This window comes from Bordetella tumulicola, from assembly GCF_965138755.1.
GTDB lineage: Bacteria > Pseudomonadota > Gammaproteobacteria > Burkholderiales > Burkholderiaceae_B > Bordetella_A > Bordetella_A tumulicola.
Window position 1 is genome coordinate 37,438 of record NZ_CBCSFP010000011.1, and the last position, 24,155, is coordinate 61,592.

At 60.4% G+C, this 24,155-nt stretch carries 22 protein-coding genes, 1 tRNA gene and 1 pseudogene; 16 read left to right on the forward strand and 8 right to left on the reverse strand.

Going from position 1 to position 24,155, the window contains the following annotated elements:
- Positions 1–14 precede the first annotated feature (14 nt).
- Positions 15–872: a phosphate ABC transporter permease PstA gene (gene pstA, locus ACNAZS_RS21375; protein ID WP_415792543.1), complete on the forward strand. Its 858-nt coding sequence runs from the start codon at positions 15–17 to the stop codon at positions 870–872.
- Positions 873–916: 44 nt separating this feature from the next.
- Positions 917–1,723 (forward strand): phosphate ABC transporter ATP-binding protein PstB, encoded by an 807-nt coding sequence (pstB, locus tag ACNAZS_RS21380; RefSeq protein ID WP_415792544.1) that lies wholly within the window; start codon positions 917–919, stop codon positions 1,721–1,723.
- Between the two features lie 143 nt (positions 1,724–1,866).
- On the opposite strand, the gene ACNAZS_RS21385 is transcribed toward pstB, so the two are convergent.
- Positions 1,867–4,101 (reverse strand): FepA family TonB-dependent siderophore receptor, encoded by a 2,235-nt coding sequence (locus ACNAZS_RS21385; RefSeq protein ID WP_415792545.1) that lies wholly within the window; start codon positions 4,099–4,101, stop codon positions 1,867–1,869.
- Positions 4,102–4,290: 189 nt separating this feature from the next.
- Between ACNAZS_RS21385 and ACNAZS_RS21390 the strand changes: the two genes are divergently transcribed.
- A complete protein-coding gene (locus ACNAZS_RS21390) occupies positions 4,291–5,307 on the forward strand; it encodes a helix-turn-helix transcriptional regulator (protein WP_415792546.1) in 1,017 nt (338 codons plus the stop codon).
- Here ACNAZS_RS21390 and ACNAZS_RS21395 read toward each other — a convergent pair.
- Entirely contained in the window at positions 5,304–5,903 is a 600-nt protein-coding gene (locus tag ACNAZS_RS21395) for a nitroreductase family protein (protein WP_415792548.1), read from the reverse strand. The two genes, ACNAZS_RS21390 and ACNAZS_RS21395, sit on opposite strands and share 4 nt — an antisense overlap.
- Before the next feature lie 201 nt (positions 5,904–6,104).
- Here ACNAZS_RS21395 and ACNAZS_RS21400 point away from each other — a divergent pair, with 201 nt between their 5' ends.
- Both ACNAZS_RS21400 and ACNAZS_RS21405 read left to right on the forward strand, forming a co-directional pair.
- Positions 6,105–6,485 (forward strand): RNA-binding S4 domain-containing protein, encoded by a 381-nt coding sequence (locus tag ACNAZS_RS21400; protein WP_415792549.1) that lies wholly within the window; start codon positions 6,105–6,107, stop codon positions 6,483–6,485.
- Between the two features lie 139 nt (positions 6,486–6,624).
- Positions 6,625–6,701, forward strand: a tRNA-Pro gene (locus ACNAZS_RS21405).
- Between the two features lie 144 nt (positions 6,702–6,845).
- Here the strand turns inward: ACNAZS_RS21405 and ACNAZS_RS21410 are convergent.
- Positions 6,846–7,748, reverse strand: a complete 903-nt coding sequence (locus ACNAZS_RS21410) for a LysR family transcriptional regulator (RefSeq protein ID WP_415792550.1) — start codon at positions 7,746–7,748, stop codon at positions 6,846–6,848.
- A 222-nt stretch (positions 7,749–7,970) separates the two neighbouring features.
- Here ACNAZS_RS21410 and ACNAZS_RS21415 point away from each other — a divergent pair, with 222 nt between their 5' ends.
- Positions 7,971–8,951, forward strand: a complete 981-nt coding sequence (locus tag ACNAZS_RS21415) for a Bug family tripartite tricarboxylate transporter substrate binding protein (RefSeq protein WP_415792681.1) — start codon at positions 7,971–7,973, stop codon at positions 8,949–8,951.
- Between the two features lie 17 nt (positions 8,952–8,968).
- The gene (locus ACNAZS_RS21420) at positions 8,969–10,492 is read left to right on the forward strand and encodes an amidase (protein WP_415792551.1); all 1,524 of its coding nucleotides are present in this window, start codon (positions 8,969–8,971) and stop codon (positions 10,490–10,492) included.
- Positions 10,493–10,601: 109 nt separating this feature from the next.
- Here the strand turns inward: ACNAZS_RS21420 and ACNAZS_RS21425 are convergent, their stop codons facing one another.
- Together ACNAZS_RS21425 and ACNAZS_RS21430 are read right to left on the reverse strand one after the other, a co-directional pair.
- Positions 10,602–11,561 carry a Bug family tripartite tricarboxylate transporter substrate binding protein gene (locus ACNAZS_RS21425; protein ID WP_415792552.1) on the reverse strand — a complete coding sequence of 320 codons (960 nt, stop codon included), beginning with the start codon at positions 11,559–11,561 and terminating at the stop codon, positions 10,602–10,604.
- 46 nt (positions 11,562–11,607) lie between these two features.
- Positions 11,608–12,525: a dihydrodipicolinate synthase family protein gene (locus tag ACNAZS_RS21430; RefSeq protein WP_415792553.1), complete on the reverse strand. Its 918-nt coding sequence runs from the start codon at positions 12,523–12,525 to the stop codon at positions 11,608–11,610.
- Between the two features lie 104 nt (positions 12,526–12,629).
- Here ACNAZS_RS21430 and ACNAZS_RS21435 point away from each other — a divergent pair, with 104 nt between their 5' ends.
- Both ACNAZS_RS21435 and ACNAZS_RS21440 read left to right on the forward strand, forming a co-directional pair.
- Positions 12,630–13,523: a LysR family transcriptional regulator gene (locus ACNAZS_RS21435; protein WP_415792554.1), complete on the forward strand. Its 894-nt coding sequence runs from the start codon at positions 12,630–12,632 to the stop codon at positions 13,521–13,523.
- A gap of 306 nt (positions 13,524–13,829) precedes the next feature.
- The gene (locus ACNAZS_RS21440; protein ID WP_415792555.1) at positions 13,830–14,843 is read left to right on the forward strand and encodes an FUSC family protein; all 1,014 of its coding nucleotides are present in this window, start codon (positions 13,830–13,832) and stop codon (positions 14,841–14,843) included.
- Between the two features lie 78 nt (positions 14,844–14,921).
- On the opposite strand, the gene ACNAZS_RS21445 is transcribed toward ACNAZS_RS21440, so the two are convergent.
- Entirely contained in the window at positions 14,922–15,428 is a 507-nt protein-coding gene (locus tag ACNAZS_RS21445) for a CinA family protein (protein WP_415792556.1), read from the reverse strand.
- A 159-nt stretch (positions 15,429–15,587) separates the two neighbouring features.
- Between ACNAZS_RS21445 and ACNAZS_RS21450 the strand changes: the two genes are divergently transcribed.
- From ACNAZS_RS21450 to ACNAZS_RS21480, 7 genes and pseudogenes are all read left to right on the forward strand, one after another.
- The gene (locus tag ACNAZS_RS21450) at positions 15,588–15,947 is read left to right on the forward strand and encodes a hypothetical protein (RefSeq protein ID WP_415792557.1); all 360 of its coding nucleotides are present in this window, start codon (positions 15,588–15,590) and stop codon (positions 15,945–15,947) included.
- A 260-nt stretch (positions 15,948–16,207) separates the two neighbouring features.
- On the forward strand, positions 16,208–17,440 hold the full coding sequence (locus tag ACNAZS_RS21455; protein ID WP_415792558.1) for a 3-methyl-2-oxobutanoate dehydrogenase (2-methylpropanoyl-transferring) subunit alpha: 1,233 nt from the start codon (positions 16,208–16,210) through the stop codon (positions 17,438–17,440).
- A 20-nt stretch (positions 17,441–17,460) separates the two neighbouring features.
- Positions 17,461–18,486: an alpha-ketoacid dehydrogenase subunit beta gene (locus ACNAZS_RS21460; RefSeq protein WP_415792682.1), complete on the forward strand. Its 1,026-nt coding sequence runs from the start codon at positions 17,461–17,463 to the stop codon at positions 18,484–18,486.
- Position 18,487: 1 nt separating this feature from the next.
- Positions 18,488–19,019 (forward strand): biotin/lipoyl-containing protein (locus ACNAZS_RS21465; RefSeq protein WP_415792559.1); only part of this gene is annotated, 532 nt, incomplete at its 3' end.
- 1 nt (position 19,020) lies between these two features.
- Positions 19,021–19,915, forward strand: a pseudogene (locus ACNAZS_RS21470) (dihydrolipoamide acetyltransferase family protein); the annotation flags it as partial.
- A complete protein-coding gene (lpdA, locus tag ACNAZS_RS21475) occupies positions 19,912–21,309 on the forward strand; it encodes a dihydrolipoyl dehydrogenase (protein WP_415792560.1) in 1,398 nt (465 codons plus the stop codon). The pseudogene ACNAZS_RS21470 and the gene lpdA, both read left to right, overlap by 4 nt.
- A gap of 148 nt (positions 21,310–21,457) precedes the next feature.
- A complete protein-coding gene (locus ACNAZS_RS21480; RefSeq protein WP_415792683.1) occupies positions 21,458–22,108 on the forward strand; it encodes a VOC family protein in 651 nt (216 codons plus the stop codon).
- 49 nt (positions 22,109–22,157) lie between these two features.
- Here the strand turns inward: ACNAZS_RS21480 and ACNAZS_RS21485 are convergent, their stop codons facing one another.
- A complete protein-coding gene (locus ACNAZS_RS21485; protein WP_415792561.1) occupies positions 22,158–23,174 on the reverse strand; it encodes a Bug family tripartite tricarboxylate transporter substrate binding protein in 1,017 nt (338 codons plus the stop codon).
- Between the two features lie 51 nt (positions 23,175–23,225).
- Positions 23,226–24,146, reverse strand: coding sequence for a hydroxymethylglutaryl-CoA lyase (locus ACNAZS_RS21490; protein WP_415792562.1), 921 nt, complete (start codon positions 24,144–24,146; stop codon positions 23,226–23,228).
- Between the last annotated feature and the right edge of the window lie 9 nt (positions 24,147–24,155).

Here is a 24,155-nt window from a genome sequence, read left to right on the forward strand (position 1 = left end):
ACGGGAAGAAAAACATGGTTGAATCTCCAATCAACATGAGCAACGGCATTTATCGCCGTCGCAATCTGTTCAATAAGGTCATGCTGACCGTTTCATTGGGCACACTGATATTTGGGCTGTTCTGGTTATTCTGGATCATTCTGACCCTGCTGTTCAAGGGTGCGCCGGCTTTGTCGCTGACCCTGTTTACAGATATCACCCCTCCTCCAGGCGAGACGGGGGGACTGGTAAACGCCATTGTCGGCAGCGTCTTGATGGCTGTCGTGGGGACGATCATCGGCACGCCGATCGGCGTGCTGGCCGGCACCTATCTCGCCGAATACGGCCAGCGAGGTTGGTTGGCACCTGCAACACGCTTTCTGAACGACGTATTGCTGTCCGCCCCATCGATTATCATTGGCTTGTTCATCTACGCCGTCTACGTGGCGCAGGTCGGACACTATTCGGGCTGGGCCGGCGCGTTGGCCTTGTCCATCCTGGTGATTCCCGTGGTCGTGCGTACCACCGACACCATGCTGCTGTTGGTGCCCAATAGTTTGCGTGAGGCGACTGCGGCGCTGGGCTGTCCCAAATGGCGCATGATCACCCTGGTCTGCTACCGCGCTGCCAAGAGCGGCATCATCACCGGGATTTTATTGGCCATTGCCCGTATTTCGGGTGAAACCGCGCCGCTGCTGTTCACCGCGTTGTCGAATCAATTTATGTCGTGGGACATGAATGCGCCCATGTCCAACCTGCCGGTCGTGATCTATCAATACGCGGCCAGCCCGTTCCAGGATTGGAATGATCTGGCTTGGGCGGGCGCCACGCTGATTACCTTGTTGGTGCTGGGTATCAACATCATGGCTCGTAGTCTGTTCCGCAAATCGTGATTGCCACGCTGGCGCCCTGAGAGGCGCCGGCTACAGGAAAACTCATGGAAAATACTGTCACCGCTGGCCAAACTGCTGCTCCGGTTGCGCCCATCCTCAAATCCAAGCTTGAAGTCAAAGACCTGAATTTTTACTACGGCAAATTCCATGCGATCCGCAACGTGAACATGTCGATTCGTGAAAACAAGGTCACGGCGTTTATCGGCCCGTCGGGTTGTGGCAAGTCCACGTTGCTGCGTACCTTTAACCGGATGTTCGAGCTGTATCCTGGCCAGCGCGCCGAGGGTCAAATCATCCTCGACGGCGAAAATCTTCTGACTTCCAAGACCGATATCTCTTTGATTCGGGCCAAGGTCGGCATGGTCTTCCAAAAGCCCACGCCGTTTCCCATGAGCATCTACGACAACATCGCGTTTGGCGTAAAGCTGTTCGAGCGCTTGTCCAAGGGCGAGATGGACGAGCGTGTGGAGTGGGCGTTGTCCAAGGCCGCCTTGTGGAACGAAGTCAAGGACAAGCTCCATCAAAGCGGCAACAGTCTGTCAGGTGGTCAGCAGCAACGTTTGTGTATCGCCCGCGGCGTGGCGATCAAACCCGAAGTGCTGCTGCTAGACGAGCCTTGCTCCGCATTGGACCCGATCTCGACCGCCAAAATCGAAGAGCTGATTGCCGAGCTGAAAAGCGACTACACCGTCGTCATCGTGACCCACAACATGCAGCAAGCTGCGCGTTGTTCGGACTACACCGCCTACATGTACCTGGGCGAGTTGATGGAATACGGCGAGACCGATCAGATCTTTGTGAAACCGGCACGCAAGGAAACTGAAGACTACATCACCGGACGTTTCGGTTAAGCCTGTACTCCTCGCTGGGGTCGGTAAAAACAAGGGCCGGGCATCCTGTGGATGCCCGGCCCTTGTTTTGAGGTGTCAGGGGTCGGTTTGACCGCCTGGGGCAAGGCGATGCACACATCGCCTGCCCGCCCGTCGGAACGTGATCAGTACGTGACCGTCATCGTGGCGTAGTACGCGCGACCCGGTTCGTTGTAGGTGGCCGCGCCTGCCGAGGTGGCATTGCCCTCGCGGTATAACTGCTTGTCAAACAGGTTGCTGACGCCCACGCGGAAACGCAGATGGCTGTTCGGCTCGTAACCCACGCTCAGACCGACAAGGGCGTAGGGGCTGACGGTCTGACGACCTTCACCGATGATCTCTTCGCCCGTACGCACGTTGGTGTCAGGACCCTTTTGCTTACCGTAGTACGTCACGTTCGCCTGGAACGACCATTCGGGGGTATAGAACCAGTCCAGCGTACTGTTGATGGTGTACTCGGGAATGATACTCAGCGGTTCGCCCGTGTCCTTGTTCTTGGATTGCAGCATGTACGTGAAATTGGTGTTCCAGTCCAGCGTCGGGCTCAACGGGATGAACAGATTGCCTTCGATGCCTTCGACGATGGCCTTGCCGCTGTTGGTCCATTGCAGCACGCGCGCGCCATTGCCCAGGCGATAAACATATTCCGTGTCGGCAACGATCTTGTTCTTGTAATCGTTGCGAAAATACGCCGCGCTGGTGCGCCAGGTGCCCGGGTCGTACTCGAAGCCGATTTCCTTGTTGATGCTGATTTCCGGCTTCAGGTTATCGTTACCCACCAGGTAGCAACCGCCCGAATTGGGCTCCACGGCGTTGCAGCCGTTGCCTCGGCTATATAGCAGGTAGTTGGGGTTCGACTGATACAGGTTGGGCGCCTTGTAGGCGCGGGCAATCCCCCCTTTCAGGCGCAACGTATCGGTGGCCTTGAAGGACATGTTCAGGCTGGGACTCAGGTTGCCGCCATACTCACTGTTGTGGTCGTAACGCAGGCCCGGGGTCAGGATCGTGCGCATGCCCGCCTGAATATTGTCCTCGACAAAGAGGGCATAGCTGTCCTGGCTCGTTTTGCTTGCACGGCCATCCGTTGGGGTTCCGTCGATGCCAGTGCCCGTGGTGCCGGTGTCATAGGTCTGGCGCAATCCCGACGGATCGTCCAGCGATTCATGCAGGTATTCCACGCCCATGGTGGCGACCTGTTGCCAGCCCAGCGTAAAGGGAATGCTGGCTTCACTCGTGGCCCGCAGCGAACGCAGGCGCGCGGTATCGCGACCCAGGTCCGTGGGTGCGCCCTCGGGGCCACCAGCCAACCCTTCTGCCTGGCGGGCGTTACGCGTGTACTCGTACGACAAGCCCGAGCGGGATGTGCCCCAGTCGTAGTTGCCCCGATGTGTCAGGCCAAAGTTCTCGCGGTACATGGCGTTGGTCTCTTTGCCATACAGGCTGTCCGAGAACGCGTTGTTCGCGTTGTTCATGGTGTCGCCCGCAAACAGGTTGCCCTGGCGGCTATAGCCCATTTCGAATTCCAACGTATTGCGCGTGTCGGGACGCCAGGCGAATAGCGCGTTGATGTCCTGATTGATGACCCCTTCGCGACCGGCGGTCGTGGACACACCATTTTCATCGAGGGCGGCATGGTCCGCGTTAATGTCTCGGGAGTCAGGGTTGGTCTTGCTGTAGTTGGCGTAGACACGCATGCTTAGCGTGTCGGAGATCGGTGTCGACAGGCGCGCATTGACGCGATTCGTGTTGCCTTCGTCGCTGTCTTGCGGCTGATTGATGTAGTACGTCGCCGATGCGGTCGGCTTGTCGCTGGGTTGCTTGGTGATGATGTTCACCACGCCACCCATGGCGCCCGAGCCATAACGGGCTGCGGCCGGGCCGCGGATCACTTCAATACGTTCGACTTCTTCGGCCGGTACCCAGTTGGTGTCACCGCGCGTGTCGCGATCGCCGTTCCAGCCATAGCGCACCGCGTTGCGCGATTCGACGGGCTTGCCGTCAATCAGGATCAGGGTGTTCTCCGGGCCCATGCCGCGGATGTCGATCTGGCGGCTATTGCCGCGAGCACCGCTGGCGCTGTTGCCAGTCAGGTTGACGCCCGGTTCGCGGCGGATGATGTCCGATAAATCATTGGACGGCGGGCGGCGCTGGATCTCTTCAGCGGTGATCACCGACACGCCCAGCGATTCTTTGACCTCCTCTTCGGCCGTCCCGAGGACTTCGACGGCGGACAACTCCTGCACGATCGCGGGATCGTTAGGCAGTGGAGCGTCTGCCTGGCTTTGGGCGAGGGCGGTGCCAGACAAGGCAAGAGTGATCAGAGCGCCTAAATACTGGCGCTTGAACGGGGGCGTAGACATGCCGGATTCTCCGAGTGCGCAATAAATAGCGCGCCACCGGTTGCATATAGTGACGCGCTGAATATGAGTTATTGGGAATGATTTACAATAGCATTCCGCTGACAGGATTATGTCAGCGAAGCTTTGGCCCAAACTTTGCTTGCACACTCGTTTTTTTTGCTAAATCCTCATTTTTCTTGATTTCTAGCCATGACCTCGGTACCGCTCGGCCGTAACGCTTGCCTTCAGAGTGACGCTGCGCCTTTGCTGGATGAACTCGCCTTGCAGCAACGCGCATGCCGTAGCGCGGAGAATTACGCTGTCGTGGCACCTCGTGCCAATCAGCCCGTGTTTGAGGGGCTCGTGGATACGGTGCGGTTGGCGGAGGGGTTGAGTCTGCATCGTGTGGATGCGCGCGATTTGCTCGGTGTTGCTATCCATGCGGATTTACAACCCGGCTTGCGTATTGCGTTGACCGTGGGTGGCAAGGCTGATGTGAGTTATGGCGGCTATCGACTGCTGTTGGGCCCCCGGCCCGGCGGGCGGGCATACGGGGCCATGGTGGCATTGACCGAGTCCACGCCGTTTATGCGGCAGTCCCGTCGCGGAGATATCGAACGCAGCGTTTGCCTGACGCTTAGCGAGTCGTGGTTGCGGCAGCGCCTGGGTGACGCGTTACCTTCGTGCCTGGCCTTTGCGCGTCAACATTTGTCCGTCTATCCCTGGACGGCGCCCGCACAAACGGTCGCATTGGTTCAGCAGATGCTGACCCCGCCCGAACTCGATGAGGCGTTGTGGCGCATGTATCTGGAGTCGCGCTCGCTAGATTTTGTCATTCAGGCATTGACCAGCCTGAGCGGTGCCGTACTGGCGCCTGGCGCCAACGGATTACGTCGGCGCGAGCGCACGCGCATGGAACAAGTGCGCGATCTGCTGGAGAGCGGCCAGGCCGATGAGATGAGCCTGGTGGACATTGCGCGCCATGCGTGCGTCAGCGTCAACACGCTGCAGCGCCATTTCCGGGCCGTTTGGGGCAAGACGGTATTTGCCTATCTGCGTGACGCGCGTCTGGCCCGAGCGCGGATGGCACTCGAGCGCGACGCGATCAGCGTGACACAAGCGGCATTGATGGCGGGCTATTCCAGCCCGGCGAACTTTGCCACGGCGTTCCGGCAGCAGTACGGCATACCGCCGGGACACGCGGGGCGCCGGCGGGCGACGGATTAGCCGGCGACGCGAAAGCGCTCGGCGTCGTCCATGAAGGTTTTTTCACCAAATCCGCCTTCGTTCGAGCCAAAGGGCATCTGCGCACGCAGTTTCCAACTGGCCGGGACGTTCCATTCGGCGGCGACGGCGGCGTCGATCAGCGGATTGTAGTGTTGCAGGCTGGCGCCGACGTCATTCGTGGCGAGCGCTGTCCATACTGCCAACTGGGCCATGCCACTCGCTTGTTCCGACCAGACCGGAAAATTGTCGGCGTACAGCGCGAATTTTTCTTGCAGGCTGCGCACGACGTCCTGATCTTCGTAGAACAAGACCGTACCTACTCCGGCGGCGAAGCTATTGAGCTTGGCTTCGGTGTTTTCAAAGCCCTCGGCGGGCGCAACCTTACGCACTTCATCGATCGCGATTTGCCACACTTTCTGACTTTCGGCGCCAAACAGAATGACCGCTCGCGAGCTCTGTGAGTTAAACGAGGAGGGGGTCTGTTTGATCGCTGCCTGGATCAGGGCGGTCAGTTCTTCTGGCGAGGCGGACAGATTCCGGCCCAACGCATATTGCGTGCGGCGTTGTTTCAGCGTATCGATAAAAGCGTGGTTCATGAGTATGGCTTCCGATGAGTAGATAGATGGATTCAAGTACGAGGAAATTCTACTGTTGCATTGCATCAAAGTCACCGATTCAGGGCCCGAAAAGTGCCTTTTCGGGCGGAACAGATTGTTCTGTTTATGGTGTTAATCGTTTGTTTTTAGTTCTAAATAAAACGATATCGGCCGTGGGCTTCCCGTAAAATGGCGCCTGATATGGACAAAATGCGACTCGACAAATGGCTGTGGGCGGCGCGCTTTTACAAGACCCGCAGCTTGGCCTCTCAGGAAATTGGCAAAGGGCGGGTCCTGGTCAATGACCAGACCGCCAAGCCGGCACGCGAGATCACCGTGGGTGATCGGGTGAGCGTGCGCAAAGAAGACCCGTCTATTCAGGTACAGGTACGAGCCGTCAGCGCTGTTCGCGGCCCCGCGCCCGTGGCGCGCTTGCTGTACGAGGAAACTCCCGAAAGCATTGCCGCGCGCGAACGGGCGGTGGAAATGCGCCGTCTGGCGCCCGAGCCCGCGCAGGACATCGCAGCGGGCCGCCCCACCAAACGTGATCGCCGCCTGATTGATCAGATGCGTGGCAAATAAAGCGCAGGGGCAAAAGACCGTTTGACCAAAAAGTTTAAGTAATGGCCCGGATCGGAGCGCCGGTTATGGTAGCATTCGAATCCCTGACGAGAACGGCTCTTTTTTCGGCGGTTTATGGTCAGGCACAAGCAGTACATTTCGGGGCGTAGCGCAGCCTGGTAGCGCATCTGCTTTGGGAGCAGAGGGTCGCGAGTTCGAATCCCGCCGCCCCGACCAATGAAAGCAAAGGGCTTACAGATTTCGGTCTGTAGGCCTTTTTTATTTATTTGTGGATGGCGATGCAGATGTCGTGCTCGCGCAGATGTTTGCCTCGTCGTGGCCACTGCCAGGCGCAGGTAAAAATCGGCTTTGCGTATTTGATCACGATGCCGCCTCGGCAATGCTGGCGATGAACGCCTTGGCGGCGTCTGGCATGATGCGTCCCGCCAGCGTCTGTACTTCGAAGTGACGTTCGTTCATTTCGCGGTCTCGTAGCGGCACCGCGACGATCCTGCCCCATCGAAGCCGGTCTCGGATCGCCAGTTCGCCACAGAAGGCGATGCCACCGCCGACGCTGGCAAAACCGACCAGCGCGTCGATGCTGCGGCTGGTGAAGGCCGGTTCGCAATGCAGTTGCTGACGGCTACAGCTGATGTCGATCAGTTGGCGCAGCGTGGAATCGGGGCTGGGCAGAGCCAGGGGATGGGCGATCAGCTGGCGCAGCGACAGGTCGCGTCGACCTGCCAGCGAATGATCGACGGCAAGTATCGCCCGGACCGGCGCCGGGACGCGGACTTCTACCCGAATGTCCCGCTGCGACGTCAGGCTGAGTGTCACGCCGATGTCGGCCGAACCGTCGCGGATCCGCTGAGGGATCTCTTGTTGCGAACACACGTCGAGCGAAAAGCGGATGCCCGAAAAATGATGTCGGAACCGGGCGATGGCAGCGGGGACGAATTCCGACGCATAGCCTTCCGTGCTGACGATGCGCACATGGCCATGTCGCAGGCCGCGCAGCGCCAGGATGTCTCCTGCCACGCGTTCGACGTCCTGCTGCATGTGCTTGGCGTGCGCGGCCAGCAGTTCGCCGGCGGCATTAGGCGTCATGCCTCGGGCTTGTCGTTCGAACAACAGCGTATCGAGCTCGCGCTCCATCCGGGCGATCTGGCGGCTCACGGCCGATGGGGCGACGTCCAGGCGAGCCGCGGCCGCGCTGACCGAGCCGGTGCGCACCACTTCTAAAAAGTAGCGTAGCGAGATTTCCTGCAGGACGCGGAGATTCATGGTGGGCGTATAGGTTTGCGGAAAACGCAACGAAGCATTCTATTCGTTGATATTGCTAGAAAGCGAGGACGAAGTCTAGGATGTGGGCATTTCGTGCGCCGACGGTGATTACCACAGCCATGTTTCGATGCAACGATTCCTGAGCCGCGGGNGNGTCTCGCGGCCGGTTCCCAGGCGCCGCCAGACGCGCCCGTTTTCCACCATCTCACATTGAGCACCGCCATGAAAACCTCGTTTCTTGCAGTCAGTCTCGCCCTTGCCAGCGCTGTCGGTGTTGTTGCTCCCACTGCGGCCCAAGACGCCTATCCCAGCCGCCCGTTGACGCTGGTCGTGCCCTTTCCGCCAGGAGGAGCTACGGATGTGCTGGGCCGCATGGTGGCGCAGAAGCTGGGGCAGGAGTTGGGCGGCACGGTAGTGGTGGAAAACCGCGCCGGCGCGGGCACGGTGATCGGCGCCAGCTTCGTCGCCAAGGCTGCGCCGGACGGCTATACGCTGCTGGTCAGTTCGGGCACCACCTTTACGGTGAATCCGGCGATCCGGAGCAACCTGCCGTATGACCCCGTCAAGAGCTTCGAACCCATCGGCATCGTGGCCCGCACCGGGCTGGCGCTGCTGGCCAATCCCAAGGTGCCGGTCAAGGACCTGAAGGAGTTCGTGGCCTATGCCAACGATCCCGCGAACAACCAGCCGCCCTATGGCTCCTTCGGCACCGGCACCACGGCGCACTTCGTGGGCGAAGCCTTCATGGCGGCCGCGAAGCTGAAGATGACGCACGTACCCTACAAGGGCAGTTCGCCCGCGATGACCGACCTGATTGGTGGCCAGATTCCGTTCTCGGTGGACACGGTGGCCGCCGCGCTGCCGCAGAGCAAGCAGGGCAAGGTGCGCGTGCTGGCCGTTTCCAGCCCCAAGCGCTCGGGTTTCCTGCCGGATGTGCCGACGTTCGCCGAGCAGGGCTATCCCTCGGTAGCGATGGATACGTGGCTGATGGTGGCCGCGCCGCGCGGCCTGCCGGCCCATGTAAAGAGCCGGCTGGAGCAGGCGCTGCGCGCCACCGTCGAATCGCCCGAAGTGAAGAAGAGCCTGGAAGCCCAGGGCTTCGAGGCGGCCTTTACGAGCGCCGCCGACGGCGAGGCGCTGATCCAGCAGGAATTGCCGCTGATGAGAGAGGTCGCGCAGCGCGCGAATATCAAGATCGATTGAAGGAAAGGAGAACGACGATGGCATTGGACGACACCCTGGTATCCCTGACGGCCGTGGAGTTGCGGCGCATGATAGGCGCGCGGCAGCTTTCGCCGGTGGAGTTGCTGGAGGCCTGCATCGCACGTATCGATGCCGTCAATCCGTATGTGAACGCGGTGACTGCCACTGCCTACGAGCGAGCCAGGGCAGAGGCGCGAGCCGCGGAACGCGCCGTGATGGCGGGCGAGCCGCTCGGGTTGCTGCATGGTTTGCCGATGGGCGTGAAGGACCTGGAGCCCACGGCCGGCGTGCTGACGACCTACGGCTCGGCGCTGTATCGCGGCTACGTGCCCGAAGAGGATGTCGAGCTGGTGGCGCGCCTGCGGCGTGCCGGGGCCATCGTTACCGCCAAGACCAACGTGCCGGAGATGGGCGCGGGCGCCAATTCACGCAATACGGTGTGGGGCGCAACAGGAAATCCTTTCGACCCCAACCTGAACGCCGGCGGCTCGTCGGGGGGCTCCGCCGCCGCTCTGGCCTGCGACATGCTGCCCATATGTACCGGGTCCGACACTGGCGGTTCGCTACGCATCCCCGCATCCAAGTGCGGCGTGGTGGGCTTCCGGCCGTCGCCTGGTATCGTGCCCAGTGCGCGCAAGCCGTTGGGCTGGACACCGATCTCCGTGGTCGGGCCGATGGGACGCACGGTGGCGGACGCTTGCCTGCAGATGGCCGCGTCGGCCGGGCCGCATGCCGGCGATCCTCTCAGCTATCCGCTGGATCCGCTGCAGTTCCTGCATCCGGGCGTAGCGGACTTGGGGTCGCTGCGGGTGGCCTACACCGAAGACTTTGGTTGCTGCGCCGTGGATGATGGCATTCGTACCGTGTTCAAGGAGAAGATCGCCGCTATGCGGCATCTGTTCGCGGCTTGCGATCCGATCGAGCTGGACCTGGGCGACGCCCATCGCTGCTTTGACGTGCTGCGGGCGGAGGCTTTCGTGGCGGGCATGCGCGATGCCTACGAAAAGGATCCTTCAAGCTTGGGGCCCAACACCCGGGCCAATTTCGAAATGGGCGCGGCCATGAGCCTGAAGGACTGCGCCTGGGCGCAGGCTGAGCAGACCCGCCTGATCAAGCGCTTCCAGCGTGCCTATGACGACTACGACCTGATTCTCTCGCCTACCACGCCGGTCTCGCCATTCCCCTGGACGCAGTTGTATGCCGACACTATCAACGGCGTCGCGCAGGAGAACTACTACCGCTGGCTGGCGCTCACGTACGTTGTCACGCTGACGACGCATCCGGCGTTGACACTGCCCTGCGGGCGCGATGCGCAGGGCAAGCCTTTCGGCCTGCAAATCGTGGGGTGCTTCCGGGGCGACCGGGACGTGCTGGCGGCGGCCCAGGCGATGGAGCAGGCCTTTGCCGGTATAGAAGCCCTGCGGCGTCCGCGCCCGGATCTGGCCGCCCTGCGAGCGGCGGAACCTGCCTTGACCTCTATCGTGACCACCCCGCCGCAATGGCAGGGCAGCGGTCGGGCGGGGATGGTGTCGGCCGTGTAGCAGGCGTCGGTTTGTTGCACCCGGGTCGCGCACTGCGGTGTTTCGCAATTTATTCTCACACCGCGAGTACCCTGCCGGGCGCTTCAGAGCGGTTAGTCAGATTGCTCCCTCACTCAGCTTCGATGCCTGCTGTCTTTATGATTTGTCCCCAGCGTTCCAGTTCGGACAACTGAAAAGCTTGCAATTGTTCGGGCGTCGATAGTTCGACTTCCATTCCCGCCTGCTCTACAACCTGGCGTACGGAAGGCTTTTCCAATGCGTGCTTTACCAGTTCGTTCAGGCGCTTGATGACGGGCTCGGGCGTGTTCGCCGGTGCGTATAACGCGTTCCAGAACCCGAACTCGTAGCCTGGCAGCGAGTCCGCGATGACAGGCACCTCGGGAACGAGGGCCAAGCTTGTCGGGCTGCTGACGCCCAACGCTCGCAACTTCTCGCCTTTCACTTGCGGCAGGCTTGTGGCTAGATCAACGATCATCAGATCGGTTTGTCCCGCTACCAAGTCCAGAACCGCAGGCGGATTGGCCCTATAGGGCACATAGTTGAAACGCGTGCCGGTCATTTGTTGGAAGAGTTCTGTGGCGACGCGGGCCGACGAGCTGCCCGAACCGTAGTTCAGCTTGCCCGGCTCTTTTTTGGCCAGTGCTATCAGCTCCGCCATGGTGTTGGCCTTGACCTGGGGGTTAACGACGAGAAGCTGGTACCCCTTGGTCAACATCGAGACTGGCGCAAAGTCCTTCATGGGGTCATAAGAGAGCTTCTTCATTAAGTGCGGATTGGCCGACTGCGTGGTGTTCGTCGTGATGAAGACCGTATAGCCGTCCGGCTGCGAACGCGCTACATACTGGGCCGCGATGCTACCGAATGCGCCCGCGCGATTTTCCACCACGACCGCTTCTCCGGTCTCTTGAGTTATTTCCTGAGCGATGGCGCGAGCTAGCCCATCTGTAGCGCTGCCGGCGGACGAACCCACCACAATGTTGATGGGCTGAGTGGGAAAGCTCTCGGCGTGTACGGTAGCAGCAAGCGCGAGGCAGGTGGCGAGACCCAGGAGGGGGCGACGAATAAGCATAATTTGTCTCGATTTTTTGTAGAAAAAATAAATAAGCGATAGCTGATTACGAGACCAGCGACCATCCTTGCATTAGGGCGTCAAGTTGATGGCGCTGTGCATCTTGCAGCGGCCAAGCCGACGGCGCACGGGTGGCGCCGCAGTCATTACCCATGATCTGAAGCGCGGTCTTGACGACGGTGACGTTAGTTCCGTTATTTTCTTGCGCACGCAATTCTTCGAAAGGCAGCATTTCCTCGATGAGGCGCATGGCTTGGCCGTAGTCGGACTTCTCCAGCGCGTTGTAGATGGCTACAGAGCGTTCCGGCATGACGTTGATCAGCCCAGACGTGAACCCTCGCGCACCTACCGCGCACAATGGCGGCGCCCATACTTCAGCCAGGCCACCCACCCAGGCAAGCCCGAGGTCAGCGGTGCGGCGTATGGCTTCGGCGAGAATCAGCGGGGTTGGCGAGGCCCATTTCACACCGATAACTTCTGGAATACGGCACAGTTCCTCTACCGCGGCCAGGCCGATGTTCTCGTTGCGAAGATAGAGCACCAGCGGTAGGCCCTCGGCTGCGTCGGCAATCTGACGCACGTAGCGCACCACGCCGCGAGGGGCGACAAAGGGATCCGGCGGCTGGTGCACCATCAATGCATCCGCGCCCGCTTTACGAGAGGCGCGAGCCAACGAGCAGGCCTCATGCACGCTGCGGCCAACGCCGGCAAGCAACGGCACCCGGCGATCGACGGTCTCGGCAGCGATGTTGACCATCTGCTCGGCCTCTATTGCCTGCAGGCCATAAAATTCACTGGTGTTGCCGTTGGCGACTAAGACATGTACGCCCGCTTCGACGGCCCGATCCACAATAGGTTTTAGCGGCGCCCCAATGATGCGGTCGTCAGCGTCGAAAGGTGTTACCAAAATACCCGAAATGCCGTTCAGGGCCGTGCGTAACGCGGCACCTTGAAAATGGCTCATGCTTCTCTCCAGAGGAACGAGTGTCAGAACCTGCTACTCTAAAAGTCGCTTAAGCTCGCGTCCAATCCGAACATAGAATCACGCAATTCAAAATCCGCATCGCCATGTTTCAACTGACCCATCTCCGCTGTTTCGTTGCGGTCGCTACCGAATTACATTTTGGACGAGCGGCCAAACTTCTGAACATGACCCAGCCACCGCTGACTCGGCAAATTCAACTCTTGGAGCATGAGTTGGGTGTCACGCTCTTGGAGCGTGCTGGTGGAACAGTTCGGTTGACACATGCCGGGACCGTGTTTCAACGGGAAGCCGAGGACATCCTGCGACGCAGCCAGGCAGCCACTCTCGCCGCCCGTCGTGCGCTGCGTGCAGACGCCGGTAGTGTGACCGTCGGCTTCATTCCGGCGGCGTGTTTTACGCTGCTGCCACGGTTATTCAGTGCGATCAAATCTGCGCTACCGTGCATCCATGTTCTTTTGCGAGAGATGCAGACTGCGGACCAAATTGAGGCCATTGGCGCGGACCGCATCGAACTAGGGATAGTCCGACCATTTGCCCCACGCAGCTTCACGGACAGCAGCGTACTGATCCGTGAGCCTTTTGTTCTCGCATTACACCGTCATCATCCATTTGCACAAGCAAAAACGGTTCCCCTCGCGTCCCTGGAAGGCCAGCCCTTCATCGAGTTTTGCCCTTCTGAGTCTCGTTACCTGTACGAGGTGGTTGCTGGACGCTTGCGCACTCAAGGCGTGGTGCCGCTGACCGTACAGATATTGAGTCATACGCACTCCATCCTCTCGCTGGTAGATGCCGGAATAGGGTTGGCTCTCGTTCCACAGTCCTCAATGCGGTTAGGGTATCAAGATGTTGTTTTCAGGCCATTGGACGACGCCACGGGGCTCACTGTGGAGCTCCACTTAGCGTGGCGGGCTGGCTCACAGCATCCCGTAACGAATGAGCTTCGGTCAGTGATTCAAGGTACGTTTCACGTCGACTGACGATCAGATTTGTCACGGTCGCCGCGAAGAACAATCGTGCTTTGGGTGCCGGGACCGATTCGACGACGAGGCACAACTGTTGCGCACGCCATACGACAACGAAAAATTAAGATGGCTCACCGAGCGGCTAAGTGTCGCGAATCGCGCGGCATGGGACTTGCTAGCGTCCGATGCTCTGATGAACCTACCGTCCTATTATCTGTGCCGAACCATTCCGAAACTGATCGATCGTCCCTATCCACCCGATTTTTGAGATCGGCGGAGAAATGTCGAACGATCATCGAGGCTGACGCCGTTCGGCTGTCTTTGCAGACGGTCGTTGCGGTGGTGCTCGTTTATGTGTGGATGCGATGGCAGGCGCTGCCCGAGATCGCCTGGGGTGCGTTCTCAGCGCTATTCGTTGTGCGAGCCAGCGTCGAAGGAACCATCGGAGAAGCCTCGGCACGTATTCTTGGTGCTTTGATCGGGGTGGTGCTCGGTGTGTCCCTGGTACTCGTGGCTAATGCCGCCGGGGTTGGCCCGACATGGCGTATCACGGCAGGCGTAGGGGCAGCAGCCTATCTGTCGATGCGGTGGCCCATGCTGAGCTACAGTCTGGTCACGGTTACCATATTGACCGTGATGCCTGACAACGACATTTTGGGCGGTGCTATTCACAAGGGCGTAGCCATTCTCATCGGATCTGCCTCGGGCATTCTGGCCGCCGCCGCCGTTCTGCCGCTGTCGGCCCGGCGCAGCGTACGCATGAACCTGGCGGCGTCAATCGAGGCCTATGGCGAAATGCTCGTCGACTGGGTGTCCACATTCAACGACGCACGTGAGCATCCGCCGCTGCACGAGCCTCCGGTTATGAAGCGGACACGTGGACAGGCGCGCGACATGGCCGCGCAAGCGTGTTCTTTCCCGCTGGACATGGTGTATTCACATGCGTCGGTTGATCGCTTGCAGAATCGGATTGAAAGCCTTTGGCGTACCGCGCCGCTGATGGAGCGAACGGGAAACTTCGTGCTCTCGCACCGTCTTTGTGCTTGCCTCAGTCCTGCGCTGGAGGAAGTGGCGCAGGCGCTCAAGCAGCAGCTCGGCGACTTGGCGGACGCGCTGCGAAAGCGGGATGCTGCGCCATCGCGTCACAGACTGGACGCCTCTCTGAAGGGGTTGGACGACGCTATTGAAGAAGCCGTGCGCACTAGGGGCTGTGATGCGTCCGAAAGGGACGCGATCGGCGTGATTCGCTGGGTATGGCACGAGGTAGCACGGGAAGTGCACGCGCTGGACGACTACCTGAATCAAGGTCGCACCGGTTCTGGTCCGGCACGGTAAAGGCGTAGCGGGCGTGAGGGGCACATCGCGTATAACCTCCCCCGACGTCCTATTTCGTTGGTCCCGTGACCAGCAAGCCTACGGCTGTAGGCCGCTTTGACGCGCTAAGAAGTGCTCCACGATTGCGCACAAAGCGAATTCGGCGCTCGCCTCGCGGATGCGGTTGCGGTCGCCGCTGAAGCGTTTTGTCGCCGTGTATACAGTAGGGTGGGCATCGGCAGGTCCATTTTTAAAAACCCACGCATAGCACTGCGTGCCGCTTGGAACGCTGCCGTCTGTGTCATCGGTAACTCCCGTATTCGCAACGGCGACATTGGCAGGGCTTTTACGAGCCGCGCCAAGTGCCATCTCGCGTGCCACGGCTTCGCTAGTCAGATTATGGGCCGCTAGCGTCGACTGAGGCACGCCGAGACAGCGTTTCTTTGCATCGACGGAGTACACGACGAATGCACAGTCCAATAGGCTGCCCGCACCAGGTACGTCGGCGAGCGTCGCGGATATCAGACCAGCGGTGCATGACTCGGCCGTCACCAGCGTCAGATTGTGCTCACGCATGAATGTAGCGACTTGTTCGATGGCGTTCATCTGGGTTCTCCCATGTGTGGTACGCAGCCAGCAAGTTTCGGACCTACGGCGCGTGGCGTTGCGCGAGGCGGCAGGCGCCGGTCAGGCTTGGGTCGGGTACACTTTTTTCCTTCGTAACAATCAAGCGCCGATATTCAACGCGCATTTTTGGGGTCCGCCATGTTGTCGTTCAAATTTAAGTCGATCTCTTTTGGAAAACCAGTGGCGCTTGTCATGGGGTCGGTCTTGGCGATGGGTGCGGGGCTAGCCTGCGCGCAACAGAATTCCGCCGCGCTGGTTGGATTCAGCGGTCAGATGCACGCTGCCGCCGAATTTTGCGGGGATTACACCGCGACTCAGCTCGACGAAATGAAAGCCCAACAAAAGGCCACGTCCGCCGGCATGGGGGTTGCCTCGGCCGAGTTCGATACCGTTTTTTCCTCGGCCTACGACGGTGCCAAAAAGAAACTCGCTCAACTCAGCGCCGCAGAGAAGGAAAAGACCTGCGCGGAATTGAAAGCGATGTCCGCGGCTCGATAGCCGTCTTGGCGGGGGCCGAAGGCTCCCCCGGGGAATCCTGTCCCGAGGGGCCCGGATTTCCCCTATTTGTTGTCCTCCAGCTCAGGTGTCTGACTGGTCATTTCAAAATCGACCGGCGGCTTGTGCTAATCTGCTTTTTGCCAGACGCGTAGCATTACCCCCGCGCGCGATCCGGTGGCAGTCAAGTGCGCGGTTACCTCCTGCATTTGGCTTTTGCAAAGCAAGAACGCAAGACACAATCAAGCGTGGAGACAAACATCATGAGCCAGTATGGCCCACTAAAACTGCATGTCCCCGAGCCCACCGGGCGTCCGGGTTGCAAGACTGATTTCTCGTACCTGTCCCTTTCGCCTGCCGGCGAAGTCCCCAAACCCCCTATTGATGTGACCGCTATCGATACCGGCGATCTGGCGTATCGGCTGGTACGCGTGATCGACGACGAAGGGCAGGCGCGTGGTCCCTGGGCGCCGCAGTTGGACGCCGACACGTTGCATGCCGGGATGCGCGCGATGTTGAAGACGCGCATTTTCGACGCCCGCATGCTGACGGCACAGCGGCAAAAGAAGATCTCCTTCTATATGCAAAGCCTGGGCGAAGAGGCCATCGGTACGGCGCATGCACTGGCCCTGGAGCAGGGCGACATGTGTTTCCCGACCTATCGCCAGCAGAGCATTTTGCTCACGCGCGACGTGTCGCTGGTCGAGCTGATGTGCCAGTTGATGTCCAATGAGCGTGACCCGCTCAAGGGGCGCCAGTTACCTGTGATGTACTCCAAGCGTGAGGCGGGTTTTTTCACAATCTCGGGCAACCTGGCGACGCAGTTTATTCAGGCGGTGGGCTGGGCGATGGCGTCGGCGATCAAGGGTGATACGCGGATCGCTTCCGCGTGGATCGGCGACGGCGCAACAGCTGAGGCGGATTTTCATACGGCCTTGACCTTTGCCCATGTATATCGCGCGCCGGTGATTTTGAACGTGGTGAATAACCAGTGGGCGATTTCGACGTTTCAGGCGATTGCCGGCGGCGAGGGTACGACGTTTGCGGGGCGTGGCGTCGGCTGCGGGATTGCGTCGTTGCGTGTGGATGGCAATGATTTCCTGGCCGTCTACGCCGCGTCGCACTGGGCGGCCGAGCGTGCGCGCCGCAATCTGGGGCCGACCTTGATCGAGTGGGTGACGTATCGGGCAGGCCCGCACTCTACGTCGGACGATCCCACCAAATACCGGCCTGGCGATGACTGGAGTCATTTCCCCTTGGGCGATCCGATTGCCCGGTTCAAAAAACATTTGATCAGTCTGGGGATCTGGTCGGACGCTCAGCATGATGCGTTGAAAGCCGAGCTCGAAGCTGAAATCCTGGCCGCCCAAAAAGAGGCCGAGAATTTTGGCACGATGGTCGGTGGGCATGTGCCGAGTGCCGCCAGTATTTTTGAAGATGTCTACGAAGACATGCCGGAACATTTGCGCCGGCAGCGCCAAGAGCTGGGGGTCTGATCTTGACGAACGATAAACATATGGGTCCGGCGACGACGTCGATGACCATGATTCAGGCATTGCGCTCCGCCATGGATGTCATGCTGGAACGCGACGACAACGTGGTGGTGTTCGGCCAGGACGTAGGCTATTTTGGGGGTGTGTTTCGCTGCACTGAGGGCCTGCAGACCAAGTATGGAGCTTCCCGCGTTTTTGACGCGCCGATTTCCGAAGGCGGTATTGTGGGTGTTGCGGTCGGCATGGGGGCCTATGGCCTGCGGCCCATCTGCGAGATTCAGTTTGCCGATTATTTCTATCCGGCATCGGATCAGATCGTCTCAGAGGCCGCGCGGCTGCGTTACCGTTCCGTGGGCGAGTTTATTGCGCCGATGACGATCCGCATGCCCTGCGGCGGCGGGATCTACGGTGGACAAACGCACAGCCAAAGCCCCGAGGCGATGTTCACGCAGGTTTGCGGTTTGCGTACCGTGTTGCCGTCCAATCCGTACGACGCCAAGGGCTTGTTGATCGCGGCGATCGAAAGCAATGATCCCGTGATCTTTCTGGAGCCCAAGCGTTTGTATAACGGCCCCTTTGATGGCCATCATGATCGTCCCGTGACGCCTTGGACCAAGCATCCTGCCAGCCAGGTGCCCACGGGCTATTACACGGTGCCACTCGGGGCGGCCTCGATTGTGCGGCCGGGTGACGCGCTGACGGTATTGACCTACGGCACCACAGTGCACGTGTCGCTGGCCGCCGCCGAGGAAACCGGGCTGGATGCCGAGGTCATCGACCTGCGCACGCTGTGGCCGCTGGATCTCGACACGATCGTGGACTCGGTGCGCAAGACGGGACGCTGCGTCGTGGTGCACGAAGCCACGCGTACTTGCGGCTTTGGGGCCGAGTTGATTTCGTTGGTGCAAGAGCATTGCTTTCATCATCTGGAAGCACCTATCGAGCGTGTGACGGGTTGGGATACACCCTATCCGCATGCACAAGAGTGGGCGTATTTTCCAGGGCCAGCCCGCGTGGGCGCGGCGTTCCGACGCGTGATGGAGGCATGACATGGGAATTCATATCATCAAGATGCCCGACATCGGCGAAGGGATTGCCGAAGTCGAATTAGTCGCCTGGCATGTCAAGGTGGGCGACACCGTGGCCGAGGATCAACCCTTGGCCGACGTCATGACCGACAAGGCGACGGTCGAGATTCCATCACCCGTGGTGGGTAAAGTGATGGCGCTGGGCGGTAATGTCGGCGACGTCATGGCCGTCGGTGGCGAGTTGATTCGGCTAGAGGTCGAGGGTGCGGGTAATTACAAAGGTGATGTCGCATCGGGGCCGCCAGGTCAGCCGACTGCCGCCACGACGGGCGCCGCATCTGCATCGACGGCCGAGGCGCTGACAGAGGGCGGGGCCTCCCCGGCAATTGCCGGCACGCGTGCGGCGGATCCGGTCGCGAAAGACGTCGACGCAAATGCGAAGGCAGGTGCTGCAAACCCGGATACGCGCAGTGGCGCCGCCACATCGGCACCGGGCCAGTCAAACGCCACGCATTCGTATGCTGCAACGAGATCGGCTGCGCGGCAGCCCGCGCNGCCACGCCAGCCTGGCGAGCGGCCCTTGGCCTCGCCCGCCGTACGCAAACGTGCCTGGGACCTGGGTATCGAATTGCGCTATGTGCAGGGCTCGGGCCCCGCGGGCCGCATCCTGCATGAGGACCTGGACGCCTATGTGCAAGGGCAAGGCGCCGCGCCGTCGACGCTGTCATCCGGTTATCGCGAACGTCACGACGAGGAGCAAATCCCCGTGGTGGGCTTGCGTCGCAAGATCGCGCAAAAGATGCAAGAGTCCAAGCGCCGTATTCCGCATTTCAGTTACGTCGAGGAAATCGACGTTACCGAGATCGAGGACCTGCGTGCGCAACTCAATCGCAAGTTTGGCGAATCGCGTGGCAAGCTGACATTACTGCCGTTGCTCGCGCGCGCGATGGTCATTGCCTTACGCGACTTTCCGCAAATCAACGCGCGCTATGACGACGACGCAGGCGTGGTAACTCGTTATGGGGCCGTGCATCTGGGCGTGGCCACGCAGACGGACGCGGGTTTGATCGTGCCTGTGTTGCGTCATGCCGAGACGCTCGATATCTGGTCGATCGCACAAGAGATCGCACGCCTGGCTCAAGCTGTGCGCAGTGGCAAGGCCGAGCGCGATGCGTTGAGTGGATCGACGATCACGCTAACGAGCCTGGGCGCCCTGGGCGGGATTGTCAGTACGCCCGTCATCAATCATCCCGAGGTGGGGATCGTGGGCGTCAACCGTATCGTTGAACGACCGGCGATCCGGCAAGGGGTCGTCGTCCCTCGTAAATTGATGAATCTTTCCTCGTCGTTCGATCACCGCGTGGTAGACGGCATGGATGCGGCCCAGTTTATTCAGGCGGTGCGTGCGCTGCTCGAACAGCCCGCATTACTCTTCGTGGAGACGCCATGAGCGAGACGTTGAATACAACCCTGTTGGTGATCGGTGGCGGGCCGGGTGGCTACGTGGCCGCGATCCGCGCAGGTCAATTGGGGGTGCCCACGATTATCGTCGAGGGCGATCAACCCGGTGGTACGTGCTTGAACATTGGCTGCATTCCGTCCAAGGCGTTGATTCATGCCGCTGGCGAATTCGAGCGGGCACGCGAGTATGCCGACGCGTCGCCACTGGGTATTTCGGTACAAGCGCCAGCCATCGATATCAGCCAGACCGTGGCCTGGAAAGATGGCATCGTCAGCCGATTGACGGGCGGCGTGACAGCCTTGCTCAAGAAAAACGGCGTGCAGCTGGTACGCGGCTGGGCGCGTGTGCTCGACGGTAAAACCGTTGAGGTCGATACCGAACAAGGCGTTCAGCGTATCGAGTGCGAACATCTCCTGTTGGCCGCTGGATCAGAGCCCATGCCGTTGCCATCGATGCCGTTTGGCGGCCGGGTGATTTCGTCGACGCAGGCCTTGTCCCCATCTCGAATTCCCGACCGATTGGTCGTCGTCGGGGGCGGTTATATCGGGCTGGAGCTTGGCACCGTTTATCGCAAATTGGGCGCCGAGGTGACGGTGGTCGAGGCCCAGGATCGCATTTTGCCAACCTACGATGCCGAATTGACCAAGCCGGTGGCCACCGCGTTGACCCGCATGGGGATTGTGCTGTCTCTGGAACGTAAAGTCCTCGGGCTCACGGCGGCCGGAGATGGCGTGCGCGTGCAGGATGCCTCGGGGCTCGAGACGGTGTTGCCGGCAGACCAAGTATTGCTGGCCATTGGGCGTCGGCCCCGTACACAAGGGTGGGGCCTGGAAAGCCTGCACCTGGATCGTGCCGGCAATGCGCTGCGGATTGACGATCAGTGCCGCACCTCAATGCGTAATGTCTGGGCGATTGGCGATATCGCCGGCGAGCCTATGCTGGCACATCGTGCGATGGCGCAAGGCGAAATGGTCGCGGAAGTAGTGGCGGGGCAACGACGTCGTTTTACGCCCGCCGCGATTCCCGCCGTGTGCTTTACCGACCCGGAGATTGTTACCGCCGGACTGGCTCCCCAGCAGGCTCAGGGGGCGGGGCTGGATTGCCTGGTAGGTCTGTTTCCGTTCGCCGCCAATGGTCGTGCCATGACGCTGGAGTCCACCGAGGGGTTTGTACGTGTAGTGGCGCGCCGTGACAATCATCTGATCGTGGGTTGGCAAGCGGTGGGACGTGGCGTATCCGAGCTGTCGGCGGCGTTTGGGCAGTCACTGGAAATGGGTGCGCGGCTGGAAGATGTCGCGGGGTCGATTCATGCGCATCCCACTCTCGGCGAAGCCATACAAGAAGCCGCATTGCGCGCGTTGGGTCACGCCCTGCATATTTAAGGGCATGTCACCCGGCGCGTCGCTTCAGATGATCGTCGACAATGTCGCGGGCACGGTGGGTAATGCCGTCCCGTGGCGCGGTGGGNGGCAGGCCTTGGCCTGCCGCTCGAGGCAGGTTTGGGCGGACGGCGCAACTAAGGGATTTTTCATGCAGTCTTTTCTTGATCATATTGCCGTCGCGGCGGCAGACCTGGATAGCGGCGTTCGTTTTGTTGAACAGGCCTTGGGCGTGACGCTACAGCCCGGCGGACAGCATCCGCGGATGGGCACACACAACAGATTGCTGCGGCTGGGACCCGACATCTATCTGGAAGTCATCGCGGTCGACCCCGATGCAGCCACGCCGCAACGAGCACGCTGGTTTGAACTGGATCAGATCACGCCGCAATCGCCGCCGCGCCTGGCGACGTGGGTTGTGCGCACTGACGATATCATTGCCGCTCAGGCGGCGTGTCCCTGGGACACGGGTCCGATCGAGGCCATGACGCGAGGGGCGTTGGCCTGGCGCATTACGATCCCTGATGATGGCAGTCTGCCGGACGGTGGCGCGACACCGACCTTGATTCAATGGGATGCCACACCGCATCCGGCGACGGTGCTTGAGGATATGGGCTGCCAGCTTCAGGCGCTGGAGGTCTTTCACCCCCATGTCGACCAGATGCGCAGCGCACTGGATACGTTGAATTTTGCCGGCAACGTGCAGCTGCATGCTTTGCCAGCCGGCGCGCCACCGCACTTGTTGGCGCACATTCGTACGCCGCAGGGGCTACGGACGTTGCCGGCTGGTTTTTCGTATTAGGTGTTGCCGGTCTCGCGCAGCACAGCGTTGCACAGATCGGCACACGCGATCACTTGGCTTGGATATTGGCGTTTTTGACGATCGTTTCGTAGGTCTTGAGGTCGGCAGCGATTTGCTTGCCGAATTCCTCCGGCGTATTGCCGGATGCGGTAATGCCTAGCCCGGCCAGTCGCTCTTGCGTGTCGGGCGCATGCACAACCTCATTGATCGCGCCTTGCAACTTGGCGATGATGTCCGTCGGAGTTTTGGCGGGAGCCAGGATCCCGACCCACGAGTTGACGACGAAATCCTTGACGCCGGATTCCGCGGCGGTAGGCACATCGGGGAGCGAGGCGAGTCGTTTGTCCGTGCTGACAATGATCGCTTTGAGTTGCTTGCGTTCGACATAGGGATAGGCACCCGCGACTGCGGTGTACAACAGTGGCAGCGTGCCACCCACGACATCGGCCATGGCCTGACCGCCACCCTTGTAGGGGATGTGCACCAAATTGATTCCCGTACGCTCGCGCAGCAGTTCGCCCGCCAGGTGAGGCGTACTGCCTACCCCGGCGCTGCCATACGACACACCGTTGGGTTGTGTTTTGGAGTAGGCGATCAACTCTTCAAATGTATTGACGGGAAGCTTCGGATTGGCCACGAGGATCAACGCGGCATCGCCGATTTTGCTAACCGGTGCCAGATCTTTCAACGTGTCAAAAGGAATATTCTTGCTCACGTGCGGGTTGATGACCAATGTGCCATCAAAGCCCACGACCAGGGTGTACCCATCCGGTTCGGCCTGGGCCGCCATTTGCGTGCCGATGTTGCCCGAGGCACCCGGCTTGTTGTCGACGATGATTTGCTGGCCCAGTTTTTGACCGAGCTTGTCGGCAACGATGCGAGCCCCCGTATCCGTGACGCCGCCGGGCGAGAACGGCACAATGAGACGGATGGGTTTCGACGGATATTGCGCGGCGGTTTCTGCGGCATGCGTTGCCGGGCTGATGAACGCGAGCGCGGCGCATAGGGGGGCCAGGGCGCGGCGCAGCAGACGCGAATGCATCGAGGCGGGGTGAGAGTGGGGCATGGTCAATGTCTCCTGCTTTATGTTGTTTTGAGTCGTGTTTTATTGGTTGTCTTACAGGGTGCTTCGCTTGGCGTGTTGGCGCCTTAACCAGGCGATACTGCGTCCGCCCAGCGCCTTGCCTAGTTGTGCTTCGGCAAAATCGATCGCCTGCAACAAGCCAGGGATCGAAATGTTTGTTTTGAAACCGCTACGCTCGGCCATCAGTACCAGGTCTTCGGTGGCCGCATTGCCTGCCGCACCGGGGGCAAAGGGACAGCCGCCGATGCCTCCCACGCTGGCATCAAAGCGTCGAACACCTGCCTGTATCGCGGCCCAGGCATTGGCGCTGGCCATGCCGCGCGTGTCATGAAAATGTGCAGCCAGTTTATGCAGGGGCAGTGTCTTGCCCAATGCTTCAAAATGGCTCTTGACCATGCCCGGCGAAGCAGAGCCGATGGTGTCGGCGATGACGATTTCTTGGGCGCCCGCCCGGTTCATGCGCTCGGCCAGATCCACTACGGTTTCCAACCGCGTCGGCCCTTCGAAGGGGCAGTCAAAGGCCACGGCCACGTAGGCGCGCGTACGCAGGCCGAGTTCATGTGCGGCGTGCAGGGTTTCTTCGCAGACGGCCGTCGCACGTGCCAGGTCCATATTGATGTTCTTTTCGTTCATCGTTTGGGTGGCTGACAAGACGACCGCTACTTCGCGCGCGCCGGCAGCGTGTGCGCGTTCCAGGCCCTTTTGATTGGGAACCAGGGCCGACACGCGCAGTTCGGGGTGTTGGCGATTGACGCCGGCAATCACGTCGGCGGCGTCCGCCATTTGCGGGACGGCTTTGGGCGACACAAAACTGGTGGCCTCGATGCTGGCGACGCCCGCTTCGTGCAATAACTGGATCAGTTTCAGTTTGGCCTCGGTCGACACCGGAACCTGCTGGTTTTGCAGGCCATCACGCGGGGCGACATCCGTAATGATCAGGGTATCCGTGGACATGATGGGCTC

Bases quoted from the DNA above. Each gene is read 5' to 3' on its own strand.
- ACNAZS_RS21390 (WP_415792546.1), top strand. From the start codon at position 4,291: ATGACCTCGGTACCGCTCGGCCGTAACGCTTGCCTTCAGAGTGACGCT.
- ACNAZS_RS21385 (WP_415792545.1), bottom strand. From the start codon at position 4,101: ATGTCTACGCCCCCGTTCAAGCGCCAGTATTTAGGCGCTCTGATCACT.
- ACNAZS_RS21425 (WP_415792552.1), bottom strand. From the start codon at position 11,561: ATGCTTATTCGTCGCCCCCTCCTGGGTCTCGCCACCTGCCTCGCGCTT.
- pstB (WP_415792544.1), top strand. From the start codon at position 917: ATGGAAAATACTGTCACCGCTGGCCAAACTGCTGCTCCGGTTGCGCCC.
- ACNAZS_RS21400 (WP_415792549.1), top strand. From the start codon at position 6,105: ATGGACAAAATGCGACTCGACAAATGGCTGTGGGCGGCGCGCTTTTAC.
- ACNAZS_RS21430 (WP_415792553.1), bottom strand. From the start codon at position 12,525: ATGAGCCATTTTCAAGGTGCCGCGTTACGCACGGCCCTGAACGGCATT.
- ACNAZS_RS21445 (WP_415792556.1), bottom strand. From the start codon at position 15,428: ATGAACGCCATCGAACAAGTCGCTACATTCATGCGTGAGCACAATCTG.
- ACNAZS_RS21455 (WP_415792558.1), top strand. From the start codon at position 16,208: ATGAGCCAGTATGGCCCACTAAAACTGCATGTCCCCGAGCCCACCGGG.
- ACNAZS_RS21480 (WP_415792683.1), top strand. From the start codon at position 21,458: ATGCAGTCTTTTCTTGATCATATTGCCGTCGCGGCGGCAGACCTGGAT.
- lpdA (WP_415792560.1), top strand. From the start codon at position 19,912: ATGAGCGAGACGTTGAATACAACCCTGTTGGTGATCGGTGGCGGGCCG.
- ACNAZS_RS21415 (WP_415792681.1), top strand. From the start codon at position 7,971: ATGAAAACCTCGTTTCTTGCAGTCAGTCTCGCCCTTGCCAGCGCTGTC.
- ACNAZS_RS21410 (WP_415792550.1), bottom strand. From the start codon at position 7,748: ATGAATCTCCGCGTCCTGCAGGAAATCTCGCTACGCTACTTTTTAGAA.
- ACNAZS_RS21450 (WP_415792557.1), top strand. From the start codon at position 15,588: ATGTTGTCGTTCAAATTTAAGTCGATCTCTTTTGGAAAACCAGTGGCG.
- ACNAZS_RS21435 (WP_415792554.1), top strand. From the start codon at position 12,630: ATGTTTCAACTGACCCATCTCCGCTGTTTCGTTGCGGTCGCTACCGAA.
- ACNAZS_RS21490 (WP_415792562.1), bottom strand. From the start codon at position 24,146: ATGTCCACGGATACCCTGATCATTACGGATGTCGCCCCGCGTGATGGC.
- pstA (WP_415792543.1), top strand. From the start codon at position 15: ATGGTTGAATCTCCAATCAACATGAGCAACGGCATTTATCGCCGTCGC.
- ACNAZS_RS21420 (WP_415792551.1), top strand. From the start codon at position 8,969: ATGGCATTGGACGACACCCTGGTATCCCTGACGGCCGTGGAGTTGCGG.
- ACNAZS_RS21485 (WP_415792561.1), bottom strand. From the start codon at position 23,174: ATGCCCCACTCTCACCCCGCCTCGATGCATTCGCGTCTGCTGCGCCGC.
- ACNAZS_RS21460 (WP_415792682.1), top strand. From the start codon at position 17,461: ATGGGTCCGGCGACGACGTCGATGACCATGATTCAGGCATTGCGCTCC.
- ACNAZS_RS21395 (WP_415792548.1), bottom strand. From the start codon at position 5,903: ATGAACCACGCTTTTATCGATACGCTGAAACAACGCCGCACGCAATAT.